The organism is Nocardiopsis sp. CNR-923 (assembly GCF_001942255.1).
Classification (GTDB): domain Bacteria; phylum Actinomycetota; class Actinomycetes; order Streptosporangiales; family Streptosporangiaceae; genus Nocardiopsis.
Genome location: NZ_MKKC01000033.1, coordinates 73,220 through 92,593, shown reverse-complemented (window position 1 = coordinate 92,593; position 19,374 = coordinate 73,220). Strand labels below are relative to the sequence as shown.

The following is a 19,374-nucleotide window of genomic DNA, read 5'->3' as shown; positions in this document are numbered from 1 at the left end:
GCCCTGGGTTTCGACGTCCCCCTCTGGCGCGCGATCGCCGTCTTCCGCGCCGCTTCCCTCGTCTACTCGGCGGTCCTCGCCGTCCAGCACCACGAAGCCCTGAGCCGCCCCTGGCTGGCCTGGTGCGTGCTCGTGCTCATGGTCGTGTGGACGGTGGTCACCACGCGTGCCTACGCCCGGCCGCGACTGCGGACGTGGCGCCTGCTCACCGTCGACCTCGCGGTGTCGTTCGCCTGCCTGTTCGCCACGGCCCCCGCCGCCACCGCCTTCTACCTCACCCAGGCCCCGCCGCTGAGCGGATACTGGTTCGCCGGGGCCTCACTCGCGGCCAGCGTCATCTGGGGCCGACGCGGGGCGGCCGCCGTCGCCCTCTCGTACGGCGTCGCCGACACCGCCCTGCGGGCGGTCATGGACGCCGCCGTGACCGCCGCGACCGCGCGCGGCGTGGTCCTTCTCCTGCTCACCGGTCTGGCCGTCGGGTCCATGGCGCGGGTGGCCGAGCGCGCGGAGAAGCGGTTCGCGCACGCGGTCGCCCTGGAGGCGCGCATCCGCGAACGCGAGCAGCTGGCCCGATCCGTCCACGACTCGGTGCTCCAGGTGCTGACCCTGGTCAGCAGGCGCGGTGCGGAGGCCGGCGGAGAGGCCGCCGAACTCGGACGCATGGCGGGGGAGCAGGAGGTGCGCCTGCGCTCTCTGTTCGCCGACGGTCCCGTGGACGACGAGGACACCCGCTCAGCCCCGGCCGCACCCGAGCCAGGGGCGTCCCACCCGCCCGGCGCCGCGGACACCGGCGACGCCGGCACGGTCGACCTGCGCGACCTGATCCGACGGCACGAATCGGTGCGCGTGACCGTCGCCGCGCCCGCCACCCCGGTCGCGCTCCCCGCCCACGCGGCGCGCGAACTCGCCGCCGCCGTCGCGGCCGCCCTGGACAACGTGGCGCGCCACTGCCCCCCGGACACGCCGGCCTGGGTCCTGGTGGAGGACGAGGACGACGCCGTGACCGTCTCCGTCCGGGACGAGGGCCCCGGCTTCCCGAGCGGGCGGCTGGAGGAGGCGCGCCGGGGCGGGCGTCTCGGCGTGGCCCAGTCGGTCGTGGGGCGGTTGCGCGATCTGGGCGGCAGCGCGCAGGTCGTGAGCGAGCCCGATGAGGGCACCGAAGTCGAACTCCGGCTCCCCCGCGAGGGCGCGCGGGGCGGCGCGTGAGGGCGCGCCGCGTTCACGGGGGCGGGCCGTGCCCGGGTTCCTCCTGGTAGGAGAAGCGCTGTTCACGCCAGGCGTCGGCGCGGTTGTGGTAGCCGCGCTCCTCCCAGAAGCCCCGCCGGTCCGCGGTCATGTACTCCACGGCGCGCAGCCACTTCACGCTCTTCCATCCGTACAACCTCGGCACCACCAGGCGCAGCGGGAACCCGTGCTCCGGGGGCAGCGGCTCACCGCCCCGGTGTGTGGCCAGCACGACGTCCTCGCCCAGGAAGGTCTCCAGCGGCAGGTTCGCGCTGTACCCGTACTCGCCCCACGCCATCACGTGGGTCACTTCGGGGCCGGGCGGTGCGACCCGGACCAGGTCCACCGCGCGGACGCCGCGCCAGCGCACGTCCGGAACGCTGAACCGCATCACGCAGTGGAAGTCGCTCACCGAGTCCGCCGTGGGCAGCCGTCCGAACTCCTCCCACGTCCAGCGGTGGCTGCCGAGCGTCTCGGTGACCCCCATCACCCGAAAGTCCCACCGGTGCTCGCGGAATGTCGGCACGGGCCCGTAGTGCAGGGCCCTGTGTTCGCGCCGCAGGGCCTGGCCCGGCGGGAGACGCGCCGCGCGTGCGCCCTTCCGCTCCGCGTCCCCCGTTCCGTCGGACACGGCGTCCTCCGATCCTCTGGCTCCGGCCTGTCGGCCCCGGTCTCGACCCCGCCGCTGGCGGGCGGGTTCTCCTGTCCTGTGGGGAAAGGTCGGCATCTGGCCATCCTGCCAGGCGACACGAGAGCCACGTCACTCGCCCCGGGTGCTCGGACCGCAGCTGACGGTGCGCTATAGTCGCACCCATGCAGCGGAACTTCTGGCGCTTTTATGGCTACCGGCCCGATCCTCGGACGGTCGCCTGTCAAGCGCTGCGCTGACAGAAGACCTCACAAGGAGCCCCGGGCCGGACGGCCCGGGGCTCCTTCGCGTTCCGGCCCGGCCGCCCCGGTGAACGCGGACCCGCGCGGCTCAGCCACCAACACCGACGAACAAGGGAAACGCACATGGTCATCGTGATGGCACCGGACGCCACAGCCGAGAACATCGACGATCTGGTCGACCTCGTCGCCTCCGCCGGGGGCGCGGCCTACGTGACGCGCGGCGTGAGCCGCACGATCATCGGACTGGTCGGGGACGTCGAACGCTTCCAGGACCTGGGTCTGGCCGCCAAACCCGGGGTGAGCGACGTACTACGGATCTCCGCGCCGTACAAGCTGGTCAGCCGAGAGAACCACGACAGCCGATCCGTGGTCAGCGTACGAGGCGTGCCGATCGGCGGCGACCACATGACGGTCATCGCCGGCCCGTGCGCCGTCGAGACGCCCGAACAGACCCTCGCGGCGGCGCGCATGGCGCTGACCGCGGGCGCATCGCTGCTCAGGGGCGGCGCCTACAAGCCGCGCACCTCGCCCTACGCCTTCCAGGGCCTGGGCGAGGCGGGCCTGCGGATCCTCGCGGACGTGCGCGAGGAGACCGGGTTGCCGATCGTGACCGAGGTCGTCGACGCGGCCGACGTCGAACTCGTCGCCTCCTACGCCGACATGCTCCAGGTCGGCACGCGCAACATGCAGAACTTCGCCCTGCTCCAGGCGGTGGGCGACGCGGGCAAGCCCGTCCTGCTCAAGCGCGGCATGAGCGCCACCGTGGAGGAGTGGCTGATGGCTGCCGAGTACATCGCCCAGCGCGGCAACCTCGACATCGTCCTGTGCGAGCGCGGTATCCGCACCTTCGAGAAGGCCACCCGCAACACCCTGGACATCAGCGCGGTGCCGGTGGCCCAGAACCTGTCCCACCTGCCGGTGATCGTGGACCCGTCGCATTCCGGCGGCAAGCGCGATCTGGTGTTGCCGCTGTCCCGAGCTGCCATCGCGATCGGCGCCGACGGCGTCATCGTGGACGTTCACCCGAGTCCGGAGAACGCGCTGTGCGACGGTCCCCAGGCGCTCCTGGAGGAGGACCTGGCCGAGCTGCGCGACCTCGCGGGCACCCTGGCCACGCTCGCCGGCCGTGAGTTGACCCCGGCCCCGAGCCGTCAGCTCGCCGCCTTCTGAGCCCCGGGCCCGTTCTGGCGCCGCCAGGGCGTTCGGGGACCTGACCGCTCCGAGGGCGTCCGTCGAGGTGCCCGGCCCCCCCGCCGCCCCGTCCGCGCCCCGGTGCGGACGGGGCGGCGGCGCGGTGTCAGGCCCGGGCGACGGCCGCGCGGCCGTCCACCCGTGCGGGGGCCTCCTCGCCCAGGAAGCTCGGCTTGTGCAGCTGGGCGGTGCCGACCAGGTGCTCGGCCAGCTCCTCAGCGTCCAGGCGGCGCTCGATCTGGCGCAGGTCAGGGATCTTGGCCGCGGTCTCCACCTGGCGCGGCGTCAGCATGGTGCAGCAGTCCTCGTCGGGCAGCTCGGAGATGGCGAGTGTGCCGATCCGGCGGGCCTGGTCCATGATCTCGGTCTTGTCCATGCCGATGAGCGGACGCAGGATCGGCAGGTCCACGGCGTCGTCGAGCGCGGTGATGTTGGCCATCGTCTGGCTGGACACCTGTCCCAGCGCGTCACCGGTGATCAGGCACTGCGCGCCCAGGTCGTCGGCGAGCGCCTCGGCCGTCTTGAGCATGAGCCGGCGCTGGGCGACGATCTGGAGCCGCTCGACGCCGGAGCTCTTCAGCTGCTGTTGCGCCTTGCCGAAGGGGATGACGAACAGGCGCGAGCCACCTGGTAGCGGTCGAGCTGGCGTACCAGGCTGTAGGCCTTGTAGATGGATTCGGGGCCGGTGAACGGCATGCCTGAGAAGTGCAGGAAGTCGACCTTGAGCCCACGCCGGATCATTCGGTGGGCGGCGACGGGGGAGTCGATCCCTCCGGACATCAGCACGAGGCCTCGCCCGCTCATCCCGGCCGGCAGCCCGCCCTGGCCCGGGACGCCGTCGGTGAACACGAACGCCTCGTCCTTGTCCACCTCGACGTACAGGGTGTTCTGGGGGCGCCGCAGGTCCACCGGGTACCCGTGCGCCTCGATGATCTTCGAGCCGAGGTGGCCGGCCAGCTCGGAGGAGGTCATCTCGAAACGCTTGTCGCGGCGGCGGGCCCGCACGGCGAACGTCCCGCTGCGGTCGGCCATGGAGCGCACGGCGACGTCGGTGACCGTGTCCAGGTCCTTGGCGACGCGGCGGACCAGGTGCACCCACACGATCCCCATGACGTTGGCCATGCGGTCGGCGATCTCGGCGACCTCCAGGTCGGAGGCGCCCGGTTTGCGCACGATGATCACGCCCGAACCGCGTTGGGACAGGCGGATCTCGCCGAGGTCGCGCACGGAGTTGCGGATGTTGTTGTGCAGCCGCCGCTCGAACAGCTTGCGGTTGGAGCCCTTGAGGACGATCTCCCCGAGCTTCATCAGAACGCAGAGCTCGCCCAGTCCGGCGTCGGCTCCGGCCGGGTTTACGGGGAGCGGCGCGGACTCAAGCGACGCGGACATGGTGCTACCTCCGGTGGATGCGCTCCGGTGCGACGTGAATGCGACGGCGACGGGACCGGGCACACCCGCCGTCCCTCTCCAGTATCGAACACCGTTCCCACCGCTCCATCCGTTTTCGCGGGGGAACCGGCCACACGGCGGGCACGTGACCGCCCGCCGCGCCCCGGGAGCGACGGCGGGCGGGGGCCGGCGGCGATCAGCCGAAGAAGGTCTCGGCCTCCTGGTACCGCTCGCCGGGGACGGTCTTGAGGGTGTCCGTGGCCTCGGCCAGGTCGACGCGGACGACGTTGGTGCCCTGGAGGCCGACCATCTTCCCGAAGTCGCCGTCGGCGACGGCTTCGATCGCGTGCAGGCCCAGACGGGTGGCCAGGACGCGGTCGAACGCGGTGGGGGTGCCACCGCGCTGCACGTGGCCGAGCACGACCGAGCGCGCCTCCTTGCCGGTGCGGTGCTCGATCTCGTCGGCCAGACGCTGGCCGATGCCGCCCAGTCGGACGTGGCCGAAGGCGTCCTTCTCGCCGGTGGCCAGCTCCATCTGCCCCTCCTTGGGGTGGGCGCCCTCGGCGACGACGATGATCGGCGCGTACTGGGTGCGGAACCGGCTCTCGACGTGCTTGACGACCTCGTCCATGTCGAAGGGCCGCTCCGGGACGAGGATGACGTTGGCCCCCGCGGCCATACCCGAGTGCAGCGCGATCCATCCGGCGTGGCGGCCCATGACCTCCACCACGAGCGCCCGGTGGTGGGACTCGGCGGTGGTGTGCAGGCGGTCGATCGCCTCCATGGCGATGTTCACGGCGGTGTCGAAACCGAACGTGTAGTCGGTCGCGTTCAGGTCGTTGTCGATGGTCTTGGGCACGCCCACGACCTTGACGCCGCGGTCGTGCAGCTGGCGGGCCACGCCCAGGGTGTCCTCGCCGCCGATGGCGACGAGGGCGTCCACGCCCAGCCCGGCCATGTTGTCCTTGACCCGCTCGACGCCCCCCTCGATCTTCATGAGGTTGGTCCGGGAGGAGCCCAGGATGGTTCCGCCGCGCGGGAGGATGCCGCGCACGGCCTCCACGTCCAGCGTCATGGTGTCGCCCTCAAGAGGACCGCGCCACCCGTCGCGGAAGCCCACGAACTCGTAGCCGTGGTCCTTGATGCCCTTGCGCACCACCGCGCGGATGACCGCGTTGAGACCGGGGCAGTCTCCACCACCGGTCAGAACACCGACTCGCATGCGACTTCTCCTCGACGTTGTGGGTTCGGGGCGGCCCGTGCCGCCATATGGTCTAGACCATAGTGTCCGGGTGGAGCACAGGCCAACCTCCGGGGCGAATTCACCGACAGTTCACCCGTCCAGGCCCTGGTCGATCGCGTATCGCACCAGCTCGACTCGGTTGTGCAGGTGCAGTTTGGTGAGGGTGTTCTGGACGTGGTTCTGGACGGTCCGGTGCGCGATCGACAGCCTCCGCGCGATCTGCTTGTACGCCAGTCCCTTGGCCACCAGCCGCAGGACCTCCGTCTCCCGGGGGGTCAGCGCCGGGGCGCCCCCGTCGCGTCCGTGTCGCCGACCGCCGACAGCCGCCGGTACTCGCCCAGGACCAGCCCCGCCAGCCCCGGGGTGTACACGGCCTCGCCGGTGTTCACGCGGCGCACCGCGTCCAGCAGCTCCTCGCGCCCGGCCGACTTGACCAGGTAGCCCGTCGCGCCCGCCTTGACTGCGGCCAGCACGTCGTCGCCGGCCCCGCTGGCCGAGAGCACCAGGACGCGCGGCGGCTCGTCCAGGGCCAGCAGGCCGGACGTGAGCTCCACACCGGTCATGTCGGGCAGGTTGAGGTCCACCACCGCCAGCGTGGGCCGTGCGGCGGGAGCGATGCGCAGCGCCTTGGCGCCGTCGCCCGCTGTTCCCACCACCGCGACGCCCGCCTCCTCCAGGTCGCGCGCCACCGCGTCGCGCCACATCGGATGGTCGTCCACCACCAGAACCCGGATCGCCTCGGTCTCCATGCGGGCGAGCCTATCCCGAGGTGAGGTCCGTACGCGACGGATCGGGCGCCCCGCCCGCCCCGTCGCGTACGGCCGAAGGTCAGTCGTCGTCCCGGTCACCGCCGAAGTCGACGCCGAAGTCGACGCCGCCCGGGGTCGCGATGATCTCGATCTCCGTGCCCTCGGGGGCCCGGCCCGTCCGGGACTGCTGCGACACGGTGTCGCCGCCGAAGAACCGTTCGACGGTCACGTCGAAGCCGGCGTCCTCCAGCGCCTCTCGCGCCTCGCTGACCCGCATGCCGACGACGTCGGGGATGTCGACCCCGGGCGGGCCGCTGGAGACGGTGAGCGTGACGGTGGCGTTGGCGCCCACCGTGCTGCCGTTGTCGGGGTCCTGGCTGATCACCACGCCCTCCTCGACGTCCTCGCTCTCCTGTTCGACGACCTCGACCGTCAAACCGAGGTCCTCCAGAGCCTGGCGTGCCCGCCCCGACTCCTGGCCGCCGACGGCGGGAACCTGGATGCCCCGACTGATCTGGACGGTGACGGTCTCCTCGCGGTCGGCGTCCTCACCCTTGACCGGGTCGGTGGAGATCACCTGGCCCGGAGGAACGTCCTCGTCGTCCACGACCTCCTCCTGGAGGTTGTCCGGGTGGAAGCCGAGCTCCTCCAGCGCCGCCATGGCGTTGGCGCCGTCCTCGCCGACCAGGTCGGGCATCTCCACCACCTGCGGACCCCTGGACACGAACGCGGTGATCTCGTCGCCGGGGGACACCCGCTCCCCGGCCCCCGGTTCGGTGCGCGCGACCGCCCCGGCCTCGATCTCGCTGTAGACGCCCTCCTCCGCCTCCACGAGGATGAGGCCCTCGGCGCGGATCTCGTCACGGGCGGCGGACACGCTCGCGCCCGTCACGTCCGGCACGCTCTCGAACGTCCCAGGAGCAGCCACCAGCCGGCGCCGAACACGACGATCGCCATGACCGCGCCGACGATCCCCAGCAGGAGGTTGCGTCGCCGCCGCAGGCGTCGGCGTCATCGGGGTAGTCGTCGTACCGGTCGTCGTCCAGGGGGACGGCGCCGATGTCCACGACCATCGTGGCGTTGCCGGTGCCCGGTCCGGCGCCGCCGGCGATGAGCTGCGGCGCGGTCACGGCGGACGTCGCGGCGCCCGCCGGAGCGACGGGCGCCAGCGGACCCTGGGCGTCCTGCGCGCCCTCGGGCAGCCCCTGGAGGACATCCAGGACCCGGGCCAGGTACTGGCCGGCGTTGCTGGGCCGGTACCGGGGGTCGCGTTCGGTGGCCTTGGTGACGAGGTCGTCGACCTCCGGAGGCAGCCCCGGCAGGTAGTGCGAGGGACGCGGGACGTCCTCGGTCACGTGCTGGTACGCGATGGCGATCGGCGTCTCGCCGGTGTGCGGCTGGCCGCCGGTGAGCAGCTCGTAGAGCATGATGCCCGCCGCGTAGACGTCCGTGCGGGCGTCGGCCACGCCCTGCTCGATCTGTTCGGGGGCGAGATAGGCGGCCGTGCCCATGAGGGTGCCGGTGCGCGTGAGCCCCTGGTTGGACTGCTCCACGGCCCGAGCCAGACCGAAGTCGGCCACCTTGACCATGCCGTCGTGGGTGATGAGCACGTTCTCGGGCTTGACGTCGCGGTGGATCATGCCCGCCTGGTGGGCGGCGCCCAGCGCGGCGAGCACGGAGGCCATCACGTGCAGGGCCTCATGGGTTCCCATCCGCCCGGCCGACTTGAGCCGGTCGCGCAGGGTCAGCCCGGGCACGTACTCCATCGCCAGGAAGACGTGCCCCTGGTCCTCGCCCTGGTCGAAGACCTGGACCACGTTGGGATGGGACAGCTTGGCGACGGAGTGGGCCTCGTTGATGAAGCGCTGGACGAAGGCGGGGTCCTGCGCCAGCGACGGGTGCATCACCTTGAGCGCCAGTCGCCGGTCGAGCCTCAGGTCGTGGGCGACGTAGACGGTCGCCATCCCGCCACCGGCGATCCTGGACTCGACGAAGTAGCGTCGGTCCAGCGTCGCGCCTACGAGGGGATCGGAAGTCGTCATGTCCACGGCGGAGTAGTGTCCTTGTTGCGGGGAGCGTGGGCGTTCGCGGCCGGTGGCGCGTACCCGGCACCGGGTGTCGAATCGACACGATAGCGGAAGCGCGCGTCCGGGCCGCCCCGCGGATCGCGGTCGTGCCGTCCGGATTCCTCCGCGCGGGCGGCGTTCGCGGGTCGTGTTCGGTCGGGCGGCGCCGCTCCGTTGGCACCGCTTACCCCACCCACGGTAAGGGACGCCGCCAAACGCCCACGGGGATCTCGTCCGCGCCTGTCGTCAATCCACCGCGGGGGAGGACGCCTGGGCGTGTCGGCGGACCGGGATCCGCCCCGCCCGGCGCGCGGCGCGGCCCGCGCGGACGGCGTCGCGCATGGCCGCAGCCATCCGCACCGGGTCCTGGGCGCGGGTCACCGCCGTGGCGAGCAGGACCGCGTCGCAGCCCAGTTCCATGGCCAGTGCGGCGTCGCTGGCGGTGCCGATGCCCGCGTCGACGATCACCGGGACGCCCGCCTGTTCGACGATCAGCTCCAGGTTGTGCGGATTGCGGATGCCCAGGCCGGAGCCGATCGGCGCCGCCAGCGGCATCACCGCCGCGCACCCCAGCCGCTCCAGGCGGCGCGCCAGGACCGGATCGTCGTTCGTGTAGGGCAGGACAGTGAAGCCCTCGTCCACGAGCCGTTCGGCTGCGTCGAGCAACTCCACCGGGTCGGGCAGGAGGGTGTGCTCGTCCGCGACGACCTCCAGTTTCACCCAGTCGGTGCCCAGGGCCTCCCGGCCCAGGCGGGCGGTGCGCACGGCGTCGGCGGCGGTGAAGCAGCCCGCGGTGTTCGGCAGGGGCCGGATCTTGTTCCGGGTCAGCACGTCCCACACGGACCCCTGGGCGCCGGGCGTCACCCGGCGCATCGCCACGGTGGTCAATTCGGTCCCCGATGTGACGAGCGCCTCCTCCAACACCTCCATCGACGGGGCGCCGCCGGTGCCGGTGATCAGCCGGGAGCCGAAGGAGACGCCGTCGATCACCAACGGATCGTCCAGGATGTCGGTCATGGTCAGCCTCCCTGCACCGCGGTCAGGACGTCCACCCGGTCACCGGCGCCCAGGGTCGTGTTCGCCCAGGCGGTCCGGCGCAGGACCTCGTCGTTGACGGCCACGGCGATGCCGCCGGGGACCTCGCCGCCCTCCGGGGCGGTCAGGTCGCGCACGACCGTGGCGACCGTGGTGTCCTCGGCCATCTCGCGCCGGTCGCCGTTGATGATCAGTTCCACTGCTTCTCCCCCGTGGTCGTGCGGCCGCCGCCCAGTTCGCGGTCGGCGGCGAAGGCGCGCGCGTACTCCGGCAGGGCGCCGTCGGCGAGGGCCTCGGCCACGGCCTCGCCGGTGACCGGGGCCAGCAGGACGCCGTGCCGGTAGTGACCGCCCGCCAGGTGCACGCCGGGGATCCGGGTGGGTCCCAGGAGCGGTTCGTTGTCGGGTGAGCCCGGACGCAGACCGACGCAGGTCTCGGTGACCTCCAGTTCGGTGACGCCAGGGACGAGTTCGCGTGCGTCCCGCAGAACCTGCCACAGGCCCCCCGCGGTCAGCGCGGTGTCGTAGCCCCGTTCCTCCTGGGTCGCGCCGACGATGACCTCCCCGTCCTCGCGCGGGACGAAGTAGACGGGGAAGCCGCGGACCAGCCCCCTGACCGTGCGCCCGACGATGGGCGGCTCCCCCGCGGGCGGGCGCATCCGCAGCAGCTGGCCCTTGACCGGGCGCAGGTGGGGCACCACCCGCTCGGGGACGGTGATCCGGTCGTTCCAGCAGCCCGCCGCCAGGACCGTTTGGTCGGTGGGCAGGACGCCGCCGTCCGCCAGGCGCACGCCCAGGGGAGCGCCGTCCGGGCCGCCGTCGGTGATCTCCTCGACCCGGTCGGCCAGCTCTGCCACGCCCGCAGCCGCGCCAGCCGCGGCCAGCGCCCGCAGCAGCAGCCGAGGGTCCACCGAGTGGTCGTCGGGGGCGTGCAGGCCACCGCGCACGGACGGGGCGAGCATGGGCTCCAGACGTCGGCACTCGCGACTGGTCAGGCGCTCGCTGGCGACGCCGGTGCGCCGCTGCAGGTCCTGGAGGTCGCTGAGCACGGCCATGTCATCGCGGTCGAAGGCGACGAGCAGCGTACCGGTGGTGCGGTAGCCGACCCGCACGCCGCTGGCGCGCTCCAGTTCGGCGACGAAGTCGGGGTACATGCGCGTGGACCGGACGCCGAGTTCGACCAGCCGTTCCTCGCCGAACACCGCCTCGGTGGCGGGCGTGAGCATGCCCGCGGCGACCACGGAGGAGGCCCGGCCGCGCGCGGGGGCGCCGACGGGGTCGGGTTCGACGACGGTGACGGACAGTCCGCGCTGGGCGGCGCGCCAGGCGGTGACCCGCCCGACGATCCCGCCGCCGACCACGACCACCCGGTCGCCGTCATTGGTAGGACGATTCGCCCCGGAGCGGGGCTCGTTCCACGTGCGCATGGCGCTGGGTTCCACTCCCTTCGCCGGTATGACCCGGATCAGGTTCGTGCGGTCGGAGGCCGGATCAGCCTCCCTCTCAGCCGGGTCCACCCGGCTCCCGCGGGACGTTCGCTTGCGCGTTCATCCTAGATCACCCCGGTTCGGGGATGGGTGACGGGGATCTCCTGGCTCCGCGTCGGGCGTTCCCGGAGAGGGTGTCCGGGCCCCGCGCCGGTGTGGCAGATTGGAGGCGTGACACAACGCGAATCCGACATCGACGCACTGGTCGGCGAGTGGCTGACCCTCAGGGAGGCGGCGGCGCCGCTGGGCGTGAGCCCGAACCGGATCAAGCAGCTGATCCGGGAGAATCGGATGATGGGCGTCGTCCGTTCCGGACAGTTGTCCGTCCCGGCCGCGTTCCTGGACGGTGACGACCTCGTCAAGGGGCTGCCGGGGACCCTGGTGCTGCTCACCGACGCGGGCTTCTCCACCGAGGAGGCCCTGCGCTGGCTGTTCACGCCCGACGACACGCTGCCGGGCACGCCGATCCAGGCCATGCGGGAGAACCGGGGGACCGAGGTCCGTCGCCGGGCGCAGAGCCTGGCCTTCTGAGGAGGCGCGCCGTCGGGGGCCGACCCTTGGGCGCCGCGCGGCACAGGCCCTAGGCTGGGCGGCGTGAGGACCAGCCACGGAACCAGCCTGCGCAAGCACCTGGACGCATCGCTTCTGTACCTGTGCACCGACGCCCGTCGTGAGCGCGGTGATCTCGCCGAGTTCGCCGACGCCGCCCTCGCCGGGGGTGTGGACATCATCCAGCTCCGGGACAAGGACCTGGAGGCGCGCGAGGAGATCGCCGCCCTGGAGGTGCTCAGGGAGGCCTGCGAGCGGCACGGCGCCCTGCTCGCGGTCAACGACCGGGCCGACATCGCCCGCGCGGTGCGCGCCGACGTCCTGCACCTGGGCCAGCGCGACCTGCCCGTCCCCATGGCCCGGGACATCATCGGCGCGGACCCGGTCATCGGCCGTTCCAACAACGACATCGACGCCGCGACCGCCTCCGCGGCCGAACTCGGCAGCGACTACTTCTGCGTGGGCCCGACCTGGGCGACCCCCACCAAGCCGGGACGGGCCGCCGCCGGGCTGGAACTGGTCGAGCGGGCCGCCGCGCTGGACACGGACAAGCCGTGGTTCGCCATCGGCGGGATCGACCTGTCCACCGTCGACCAGGTGCTCGACGCCGGGGCGCGCCGGGTCGTGGTCGTCCGCGCGATCACCGAGGCGGAGGACCCCCGGGCTGCCGCCGCCGAGCTGCGCGCCCGTCTGGCCGCCCGCGCCTAGAGGTGTCTGCCTTGGGGCCTGCGCCTCGCTTCGGCCCGTGTTCGGGCGCCACCGCCCGGGGGCCGCTCCGCGGCGGCGGTCACACCGCGACGTGCGACAGCGCACTCGGGTGGCGACGCAGGAACCCCTCGATGGACTGGGCCGGGTGCCCGGTCAGCTTCGGAACGGTGGACGCGACCACGTCCATCTCCCCGGTGGCGATCGCCGCGTAGGACGACGCCCACCCCTTGACCGCCCACTCGGGAGCGCCGCTGGACCGACGCGACTCCAGCGCCTCCTCCCACGTCTCGGGCACGTACCGGACGGTGCGGCCGGTCAGGGAGGACAACTTGTCCACGGTGGCGCCCAACGTGAGCGCCTCCGGGCCGGTGACGTCGTAGGTCGCGTCGTCGGACACGGCGATCACCGCCGGATCGGTCAGCACGGCGGTCGCCACGTCCGCCACGTCGTCCCGCGACACCCAGGCGACCCTGCCGTCACCGGCGGGCCCGCGCACCACACCGCGCCCGTCCGCCCAGCGCGGCAGCAGGTCCAGGTACAGGCTGGGTCTCAGGAAGGTGTGCGCCACCCCGGACAGCCGGATGTGCGCCTCGGTGAAGAAGTGCGTCCGGGCGAAGGTGAACGTGGCCGCCGGCCCGGCGCTGAGGAACGACAGGTAGACGATCCGCGACACCCCCGCCTTGACCGCCGCGTCCACCGCGCTCGTGTGCGCGTCGATCCGGTCCTCCGACTCGGTCGCCGACACGAGGAACAGCGTGTCCACCCCGCGGCAGGCGCGCTCGAAGCCGGTGGTGTCCTCGTAGGCCGCCATCGCCGCGCTGCTGCCCGGGTACTCGGCGCCCGGTTGATGTCGCGGACGATGAGCCGCTGCGCCATCCCGAGCCGTGCGATCCGGGCCGCGACGCGTCCGCCGACGGCCCCGGTCGCCCCGGTCACCCCTATGGTGTGGTTTGTCATCTGATCGTCGCCCATGACACCCCATCCTGAGGGATCGGGACGGGCCGGGCGCCGAACGGCACGCGCGTTTTTGCGGCTACCGGTCAGCGGGTGGTGCGCTCTTGGTCCTCGTCCCGGTCGGGCCGGGCGACCGTGCTCTGGAGGGGACGCCGGTAGGACAGGCGGCGCAGCAGCACCTCCGCGGGACCGCGGCGGCCCGCGCGCTCCAACGCGTAGGCGGACACCACCGTCACCAGCCACACCCCGACCGCGAACGGGAACATGCTCCACGACGTCAGGTGCGCGCCCAGCCCCAGGCCCCACGCGGCCAGCAGCGGCGCGCACAGCACCGACTGCGCGAGGTAGCACGAGAGCGAGCGCCGCCCGGTGGCGGTGAGCGCGGTCACGATCACGCCGGGCTCGCGTCCGCGCCGCTGGATCCGGTGGGCGACGAGCGCGATCAACGCGACGTAGCCCAGGCCGCCCATCATGCCGCTGGTGACGTCCAGCATGGACAGCGCGTCCCCCGGGGACCAGTCCAGGACCCCGGTCTGCGTGAGCGCCGACGGGAGGCCGCCCAGCCAGCCCGCGGCGATGCCTCCGACGGCGACCCGGCGCAGCAGGGGCAGATGGCGTCCGGGCTCCTCCAGGATCCGGCGGCGCGCGGCCCAGAAGCCGAGCAGGACCACGGCGGGCACGACCATGCCGACCAGGCCCTGGACGAGGACGAACAGGGGCCAGAGCGCGGCGCGGTCCAGTGCGGCGCCGACCAGGGAGGGATCGGCGATGTTGCCGGCCACCACGCCCATGAAGTCCGCACCGGAGGACGCCGACGCCGCCTGCGAGAACACCAGCGGGACGAGGCTGGCCACCGACAGCAGCGCCAGGACGCCCGTGAGCGCCCCGGCCCACGCCAGCAGGGTGGTGTCCCTGCGGCGGAGGAACAGCCAGCACATCAGCAGACCGGCCAGGCCGTAGGCGCCCAGCACGTCGCCCATCCACAGCAGGAGGGCGTGGACGAAGCCGAAGGCCAGCAGCCACAGGTTGCGCCGCCGCAGCAGGGCGGACACGTCCTTCGGATCGGCTCCGGCGGCCTCCTGGCGTGTGGCGAGCTGCACGATCCCGTACCCGAACAGGAACGCGAACATCGGGTAGCTGCGCGCGTCCACGGCCACGATGGTGAAGAACTGCGCGATGGCGTCCAGCGGGCCCCCGGGCTCGGGGTGGGCGCCCAGCCCGCCGGTCGGCGCGGCCCACAGGTACCAGACCGTGTTGGCGAGCGCGATGAACAGCAGCATGAAACCGCGCGCCAGGTCGGGTGCGAGCGCACGCTCACCCGCCCGGGTCGGCCCTCTCGACGCGGTTGTCGCGGACATGACGACGTCCCCCCGTGATCGCGATACGGCTGTCGACGATTCAACCGGGCGGGAGCAGCGGGCGGCAACCTGTTTTCGTAGGGTTCGTCCGCGACGTCCGTCTCAGGCCGAGCGGCCCCGGAATCAGTGTGTCCGGGACGTGGCGGCCACCACGAGCCGGCGCAGCGGCTCGCGGGCGCCGGCGTCCAGTTCGGGGCTCTCCAGCGCGGCCATCGCCTGCCCGGCGTACTCCTCGATGAGCGCCTCGCACGCCTTGAGCGCACCGGAGTCGGCGATCAGTCCGCACATCCACGCGACCGACTCCGCGGACAGGTCCGGCGTGCCCAACAGGGAGCGGAACCGGTCGGCGTCGGCGCGTCCGGCGCGGGCGAGGGTCTCGGCCACGACCAGGGTCCGCTTCCCCTCGCGCAGGTCGTCCCCGGCCGGCTTGCCGGTGGTGCCCGGGTCGCCGAACACCCCGAGGACGTCGTCGCGCAGCTGGAAGGCCACGCCCAGCGGCAGGCCGTACCCGGTGTAGACCCCCTCCAGCGCGTCGAGCCGACCTGCCAGCGCCGCGCCCAGGTGCAGCGGGCGCTCGATCGTGTACTTGGCCGACTTGTACCGCATCACGCGCAGCGCGGCCTCGCGCGTTCCGGTCCCGCGCACCTGCTCCAGGGTGTCGAGGTACTGCCCCGCCATCACCTCGGTGCGCATGGCGTCGAAGGGCCGCCGACCGGCCTGGAGCGTCTCCAGCGCGAACCCGCTGGCCTGGTACATCTCGTCGGACCAGGCCAGACAGATGTCGCCGATGAGGATCGCCGCGCCCTGGCCGAACCCCGCGCTGTCACCGCTCCAGTCGTGCTCGGCGTGCAGGGTCTCCAGCCGCTTGTGCGTGGCGGGCAGCCCGCGGCGGGTGTCGCTGCGGTCGATGACGTCGTCGTGGATCAGCGCGCACGCCTGGAGGAACTCCAGGGACGCGGCGGCACGGGTGATCCGGTCGTCCTCCTCGGCGCCCCCCGCACCGCGCCACCCCCAGTAGCAGAAGGTCGGCCGCAGGCGCTTGCCACCCGCGAGCATCGCCTCCAGGGCGTCCATGGCCGGGGCCAGCTCCTCACCGATCTCCAACAGCCGGGTCCGGTGCGCGGCGCAGAACGCGGCCAGCTCGCCGTCAACCGCGGAGCGGATCACGGACACGGGAGAGGCGGACGGGGCGGAGGAAGCGAAAGGGGCCATGCCCAGCACACTAGCGGCTGGTCTGGACGGCCGGCGCGGTTTCCGCGCGTTCGGCTCAAGGCGCCGGTGCGACGCGCTCCGGCGAGCCGCGCCGGGTCTGGTGCCAGCTCGCGACCAGCACGAACGACACCGTCACCAGCAGGGCCCATGCGCCGAGCTTGGCGACGTGCACGAACTCCCAGCCCTGGTCCTGGTGCGGGTACCGCCAGGCGTCGAACAGGGTCGAAACGTTCTCCGCGACCCACAGGAACACCCCGATCAACAGGAAGGACAGGGACAGCGGCATCCGGTACCGCGCCTCGCCGACGGTGAAGTGCACCCAGGTGCCCCACGTGACGGCGATGAGCAGGGCTGCCAGGAGCACACGGAAGTCGGGGAGCCAGTGATGGGTGAGGAAGTTGAGGTAGATCGCGACCGCCACCGCGGTGGTGGCCCAGGCCCGGTAGCCCACCAGTCCCAGGTCCATCAGCCGCCACGCCCGCACGATGTACGAACCCACCGCGGCGTACATGAAGCCGCTGTACAGGGGCACGCCCCACAGTACGGTCCAGGCCTGCTCGGGGTAGGACCACGAGCCCAGCCGCACCTTGGCCAGCTCGAACGCCAGGCCCACCACGTGGAAGCCCGCGATCGCGGCGATCTCCCGTCCGCTCTCCAACCGCAGTCCCCAGAACACCGCCGTGACCGCCACCGCGTAGAGCAGCAGGGCGTCGTAGCGGGGGAGGGGCAGGGGCGCCACCGTGGACGCCGCCAGACCGGCGAACATGCACACGGCGAAGGCGCACGCCCGGGACTGCAGCCAGGCGAACCTGAGCAGCTGTGCGAGGACGTACCCGGGCGAGACGGACGTTCGTGCCATCGGCCGATGATCGCAGGTCCGCGGCCCCGGGCGCACCCCTGCCCCGGCATGTGCATGACCACATTCGAGACGATTGGTCTCACCTCGTGGGACGGTTCTTTCGGTGGGAGAGGGGGGCTCGCCTAAGGTTGTACGCATGCTGGCTGCACCGACACGCCCCGCGGGGCTCCGAAACCCGGCCCCACGGCCGCGTCAGATTCGCGAACTCCTCGACTCGGGCGAGCCGATGTTCTCCTTCGAGTTCTTCCCGCCGCGCGGCCCCAAGTCCCAGGCGAGGCTGTGGCGCGCCATCCGTGAGATCGAGGCGCTCGGTCCCTCCTTCGTCTCCGTCACCTACGGGGCGGGCGGCGGCACGCGCGACCTCACCGTGGAGACGACCGAGCGGATCGCGACCGACACCACGCTGCTGCCGGTCGCGCACATGACACTGGTCGACCACTCGGTCGCCGAACTGCGGCACCTGATCGGGCGGTTCTCCGACGCGGGAGTGTCCAACATGCTGGCCGTGCGCGGCGATCCTCCCGGCGATCCGACCGGCGAGTGGATCCGGCACCCCCGGGGGCTGACCTACGCCGAGGAACTCGTCCGGCTGCTCAAGGAGAGCGGCGACTTCAGCGTGGGGGTGGCGGCCTTCCCCTACAAGCATCCCCGGTCGGCTGACGTCGAGACCGACACCGACCACTTCGTGCGCAAGTGCGAGGCGGGCGCCGACTACGCCATCACCCAGATGTTCTTCGACGTCGACGACTACCTGCGGTTGCGGGACCGGGTGGCCTCGCGCGGCTGCGACGTGCCGATCATCCCCGAGGTGTTCCCGGTGGTGAGGCTGGCCTCGATCCCGCACTCGGAGAAGCTCTCCGGGGCGCCCTTCCCCCGTTGGCTGGCCGAGCGCTACGCGCGCCTGGGCGAGGACGCCGACGCCGTGCGCTCGTTCGGCATCGAGTACGCCCAGCGCATGTGCGAGCGGCTGCTCGCCGAGGGGGCGCCGGGCATCCACTTCATCACCTTCAACCAGTCCACGGCCACCAGGGAGATCTACCGTGAGGTCGCCCCGGGGAAGCGCGCAGGGGGAGCCGGGCGGCCATGATCGAGAAGGGCTGACCCGGGTTGCCGGGGAAGGGGAAGTCCCCCAGCAACTCGGTGAACCCGCACGAACGGTACAGGTGCCGCGCCGCGGTGGGGCCCACGCGTGTGGACAGCACCGCGGTGCGCTCCGGCCGCCCCTCGCACAGGGCGTACAGCATCGCCCGTCCTATACCCCGGTTCTGCGCCTCCGGGTGGACGTGGACCTCGGCGATCTCCAGGGGGTCCGCCAGGTACCTGCGCGCCAGCCGCACCCGGCCGCGCGCGTGCAACGCCTCGGTGACGACGTCGTGCCACCACTGGCCCCCGTGCCCGTGGAACCCGTAGGCGAAGCCGACCGCCCGCTCGTCGAGCACCGCCACCACCGACCGGAACCCCGGGTGGCGGGTGTGTCCGTTCATGACGGAGGCCCTGCCCGACAGTTGTTCGGACGGGGGGCCCATGGCCGCCTCGTACACCTCCAGGAGGGCGGGGACGGCGTGCGCGAACGCCGCGGGGGCGAGTTCGCGCAGTTCGGTGTCTGCTGCCACCCCGTCAGCCTAGATTGTGTCCGGCGGGCCCGTCGCTTGACGCGTTCCCCGCCCTGGGGTTAACTGGTGCCGATCGAACGGGCGTTCGATCACGGTCCGGAGGGTTGCCCCCCGACGGACGACGGCGTGGCCAGGTTGGGGAGGGGAAGCCCCACGTCTGGCCGCGCCGTCCGCGTGTGTCGGGCGGACACGGCCGTTCACGTCCGCCGCCGTCACGTTTCCAGCCGTCGCCCTGACGGAGCCCGGACGCACAAGAAACCGGCGTCCCGAGGATCGCCGGTTCTCGTGTGCGGGCCCGAGCGGCCCGCCGACCGCCGGGAGGGCCGCGTCCGTCTCCCTAGAAAGCGTCGACCGCGCGGCGCGCCTCGGGGTCGAGGACGCCCCAGTTGATGAGCTCCTCGGTCAGGTCCGACGGAGACTTGTCGTAGATGACCGCGAGTGAGCGCAGGTCCTCCTGACGGATGGACAGCACGCGGCCGTTGTAGTCGCCGCGCTGGCTCTGGATGGTGGCCACGTAGCGGGACAGCGGGCCGGCCTTCTCCTGCGGCAGCTGCTGCATGCGCTCAAGGTCGATGACCAGCTTGGGTGTCGGGCCGAGGGGGGTGGGGGCGGCGCCGCCGGGCAGCAGCTCCGACATCGGGACACCGTAGAAGTCGGCCAGTTCGGCGAGCTTCTGTACGGTGACGGCGCGGTCGCCACGCTCGTAGGAGCCGACCACGACGGCCTTCCAGCGCCCGTGGGACTTCTCCTCCACCCCGTGCAGGGACAGGCCCTGCTGGGTGCGGATGGCACGCAGCCGCGCACCGAGGGACTTCGCGTATTCGGATGGCATCTTCTTGTCGCTCCC

The 19,374-nt window shown here is 72.5% G+C and carries 15 protein-coding genes, 4 pseudogenes and 1 riboswitch; of the genes and pseudogenes, 5 read left to right on the top strand and 14 right to left on the bottom strand.

Annotated features, from left to right (window positions below; all coding sequences use genetic code 11):
* Positions 1-3 precede the first annotated feature (3 nt).
* On the top strand, positions 4-1,206 hold the full coding sequence (gene macS, locus BJF83_RS02375) for a MacS family sensor histidine kinase (protein ID WP_262391251.1): 1,203 nt from the start codon (positions 4-6) through the stop codon (positions 1,204-1,206).
* Between the two features lie 13 nt (positions 1,207-1,219).
* Here macS and BJF83_RS02370 read toward each other — a convergent pair whose 3' ends face one another.
* Positions 1,220-1,855, bottom strand: a complete 636-nt coding sequence (locus BJF83_RS02370) for a molybdopterin-dependent oxidoreductase (RefSeq protein WP_262391249.1) — start codon at positions 1,853-1,855, stop codon at positions 1,220-1,222.
* A 383-nt stretch (positions 1,856-2,238) separates the two neighbouring features.
* On the opposite strand from BJF83_RS02370, the gene aroF reads away from it, so the two are divergent.
* The gene (gene aroF, locus BJF83_RS02365; RefSeq protein WP_075924997.1) at positions 2,239-3,285 is read left to right on the top strand and encodes a 3-deoxy-7-phosphoheptulonate synthase; all 1,047 of its coding nucleotides are present in this window, start codon (positions 2,239-2,241) and stop codon (positions 3,283-3,285) included.
* A gap of 127 nt (positions 3,286-3,412) precedes the next feature.
* Here the strand turns inward: aroF and thiI are convergent.
* From thiI to thiO, 7 genes and pseudogenes are all read right to left on the bottom strand, one after another.
* Positions 3,413-4,695, bottom strand: a pseudogene (gene thiI / locus BJF83_RS02360) (tRNA uracil 4-sulfurtransferase ThiI).
* A 196-nt stretch (positions 4,696-4,891) separates the two neighbouring features.
* Positions 4,892-5,917 (bottom strand): 6-phosphofructokinase, encoded by a 1,026-nt coding sequence (locus BJF83_RS02355; protein ID WP_075924995.1) that lies wholly within the window; start codon positions 5,915-5,917, stop codon positions 4,892-4,894.
* A gap of 111 nt (positions 5,918-6,028) precedes the next feature.
* Positions 6,029-6,687 (bottom strand): annotated as a pseudogene (locus BJF83_RS02350) (response regulator).
* Between the two features lie 79 nt (positions 6,688-6,766).
* Positions 6,767-8,735: pseudogene (gene pknB / locus BJF83_RS02345) on the bottom strand (Stk1 family PASTA domain-containing Ser/Thr kinase).
* Positions 8,736-8,999: 264 nt separating this feature from the next.
* On the bottom strand, positions 9,000-9,770 hold the full coding sequence (locus BJF83_RS02340) for a thiazole synthase (RefSeq protein WP_075924994.1): 771 nt from the start codon (positions 9,768-9,770) through the stop codon (positions 9,000-9,002).
* A gap of 2 nt (positions 9,771-9,772) precedes the next feature.
* Positions 9,773-9,988, bottom strand: a complete 216-nt coding sequence (gene thiS, locus BJF83_RS02335; RefSeq protein ID WP_075924993.1) for a sulfur carrier protein ThiS — start codon at positions 9,986-9,988, stop codon at positions 9,773-9,775.
* Positions 9,979-11,214, bottom strand: a complete 1,236-nt coding sequence (gene thiO / locus BJF83_RS02330; protein ID WP_075925028.1) for a glycine oxidase ThiO — start codon at positions 11,212-11,214, stop codon at positions 9,979-9,981. Before thiO ends, thiS begins: the two co-directional genes overlap by 10 nt.
* Positions 11,212-11,325, bottom strand: a riboswitch (TPP riboswitch). (Overlaps the previous gene by 3 nt.)
* A 120-nt stretch (positions 11,326-11,445) precedes the next feature.
* On the opposite strand from thiO, the gene BJF83_RS02325 reads away from it, so the two are divergent.
* On the top strand, positions 11,446-11,805 hold the full coding sequence (locus BJF83_RS02325; protein ID WP_075924992.1) for an Rv2175c family DNA-binding protein: 360 nt from the start codon (positions 11,446-11,448) through the stop codon (positions 11,803-11,805).
* A 63-nt stretch (positions 11,806-11,868) separates the two neighbouring features.
* Complete coding sequence (gene thiE / locus BJF83_RS02320) at positions 11,869-12,531, top strand: thiamine phosphate synthase (protein WP_075924991.1); 663 nt, start codon at positions 11,869-11,871, stop codon at positions 12,529-12,531.
* A gap of 79 nt (positions 12,532-12,610) precedes the next feature.
* Here the strand turns inward: thiE and BJF83_RS02315 are convergent.
* The 4 genes and pseudogenes from BJF83_RS02315 to BJF83_RS02300 form a co-directional block, all read right to left on the bottom strand.
* Positions 12,611-13,503, bottom strand: a pseudogene (locus BJF83_RS02315) (SDR family oxidoreductase).
* A 68-nt stretch (positions 13,504-13,571) separates the two neighbouring features.
* Positions 13,572-14,843: a DUF418 domain-containing protein gene (locus BJF83_RS02310; protein WP_075924990.1), complete on the bottom strand. Its 1,272-nt coding sequence runs from the start codon at positions 14,841-14,843 to the stop codon at positions 13,572-13,574.
* Positions 14,844-14,966: 123 nt separating this feature from the next.
* Positions 14,967-16,055 carry a polyprenyl synthetase family protein gene (locus tag BJF83_RS02305; RefSeq protein WP_075925027.1) on the bottom strand — a complete coding sequence of 363 codons (1,089 nt, stop codon included), beginning with the start codon at positions 16,053-16,055 and terminating at the stop codon, positions 14,967-14,969.
* A gap of 55 nt (positions 16,056-16,110) precedes the next feature.
* Complete coding sequence (locus BJF83_RS02300; RefSeq protein WP_075924988.1) at positions 16,111-16,914, bottom strand: DUF817 domain-containing protein; 804 nt, start codon at positions 16,912-16,914, stop codon at positions 16,111-16,113.
* A gap of 226 nt (positions 16,915-17,140) precedes the next feature.
* Here BJF83_RS02300 and metF point away from each other — a divergent pair, with 226 nt between their 5' ends.
* The gene (gene metF, locus BJF83_RS02295) at positions 17,141-18,001 is read left to right on the top strand and encodes a methylenetetrahydrofolate reductase [NAD(P)H] (RefSeq protein ID WP_262391250.1); all 861 of its coding nucleotides are present in this window, start codon (positions 17,141-17,143) and stop codon (positions 17,999-18,001) included.
* On the opposite strand, the gene BJF83_RS02290 is transcribed toward metF, so the two are convergent.
* On the bottom strand, positions 17,922-18,527 hold the full coding sequence (locus BJF83_RS02290; protein ID WP_075924984.1) for a GNAT family N-acetyltransferase: 606 nt from the start codon (positions 18,525-18,527) through the stop codon (positions 17,922-17,924). The genes metF and BJF83_RS02290 overlap by 80 nt on opposite strands.
* Positions 18,528-18,864: 337 nt before the next feature.
* Positions 18,865-19,359, bottom strand: coding sequence for a transcriptional regulator (locus BJF83_RS02285; protein ID WP_017576791.1), 495 nt, complete (start codon positions 19,357-19,359; stop codon positions 18,865-18,867).
* Between the last annotated feature and the right edge of the window lie 15 nt (positions 19,360-19,374).

Bases quoted from the DNA above. Each gene is read 5' to 3' on its own strand.
- aroF (WP_075924997.1), top strand. From the start codon at position 2,239: ATGGTCATCGTGATGGCACCGGACGCCACAGCCGAGAACATCGACGAT.
- BJF83_RS02355 (WP_075924995.1), bottom strand. From the start codon at position 5,917: ATGCGAGTCGGTGTTCTGACCGGTGGTGGAGACTGCCCCGGTCTCAAC.
- BJF83_RS02340 (WP_075924994.1), bottom strand. From the start codon at position 9,770: ATGACCGACATCCTGGACGATCCGTTGGTGATCGACGGCGTCTCCTTC.
- thiO (WP_075925028.1), bottom strand. From the start codon at position 11,214: ATGCGCACGTGGAACGAGCCCCGCTCCGGGGCGAATCGTCCTACCAAT.
- BJF83_RS02310 (WP_075924990.1), bottom strand. From the start codon at position 14,843: ATGTCCGCGACAACCGCGTCGAGAGGGCCGACCCGGGCGGGTGAGCGT.
- BJF83_RS02305 (WP_075925027.1), bottom strand. From the start codon at position 16,055: ATGGCCCCTTTCGCTTCCTCCGCCCCGTCCGCCTCTCCCGTGTCCGTG.
- BJF83_RS02300 (WP_075924988.1), bottom strand. From the start codon at position 16,914: ATGGCACGAACGTCCGTCTCGCCCGGGTACGTCCTCGCACAGCTGCTC.
- metF (WP_262391250.1), top strand. From the start codon at position 17,141: ATGTTCTCCTTCGAGTTCTTCCCGCCGCGCGGCCCCAAGTCCCAGGCG.
- BJF83_RS02285 (WP_017576791.1), bottom strand. From the start codon at position 19,359: ATGCCATCCGAATACGCGAAGTCCCTCGGTGCGCGGCTGCGTGCCATC.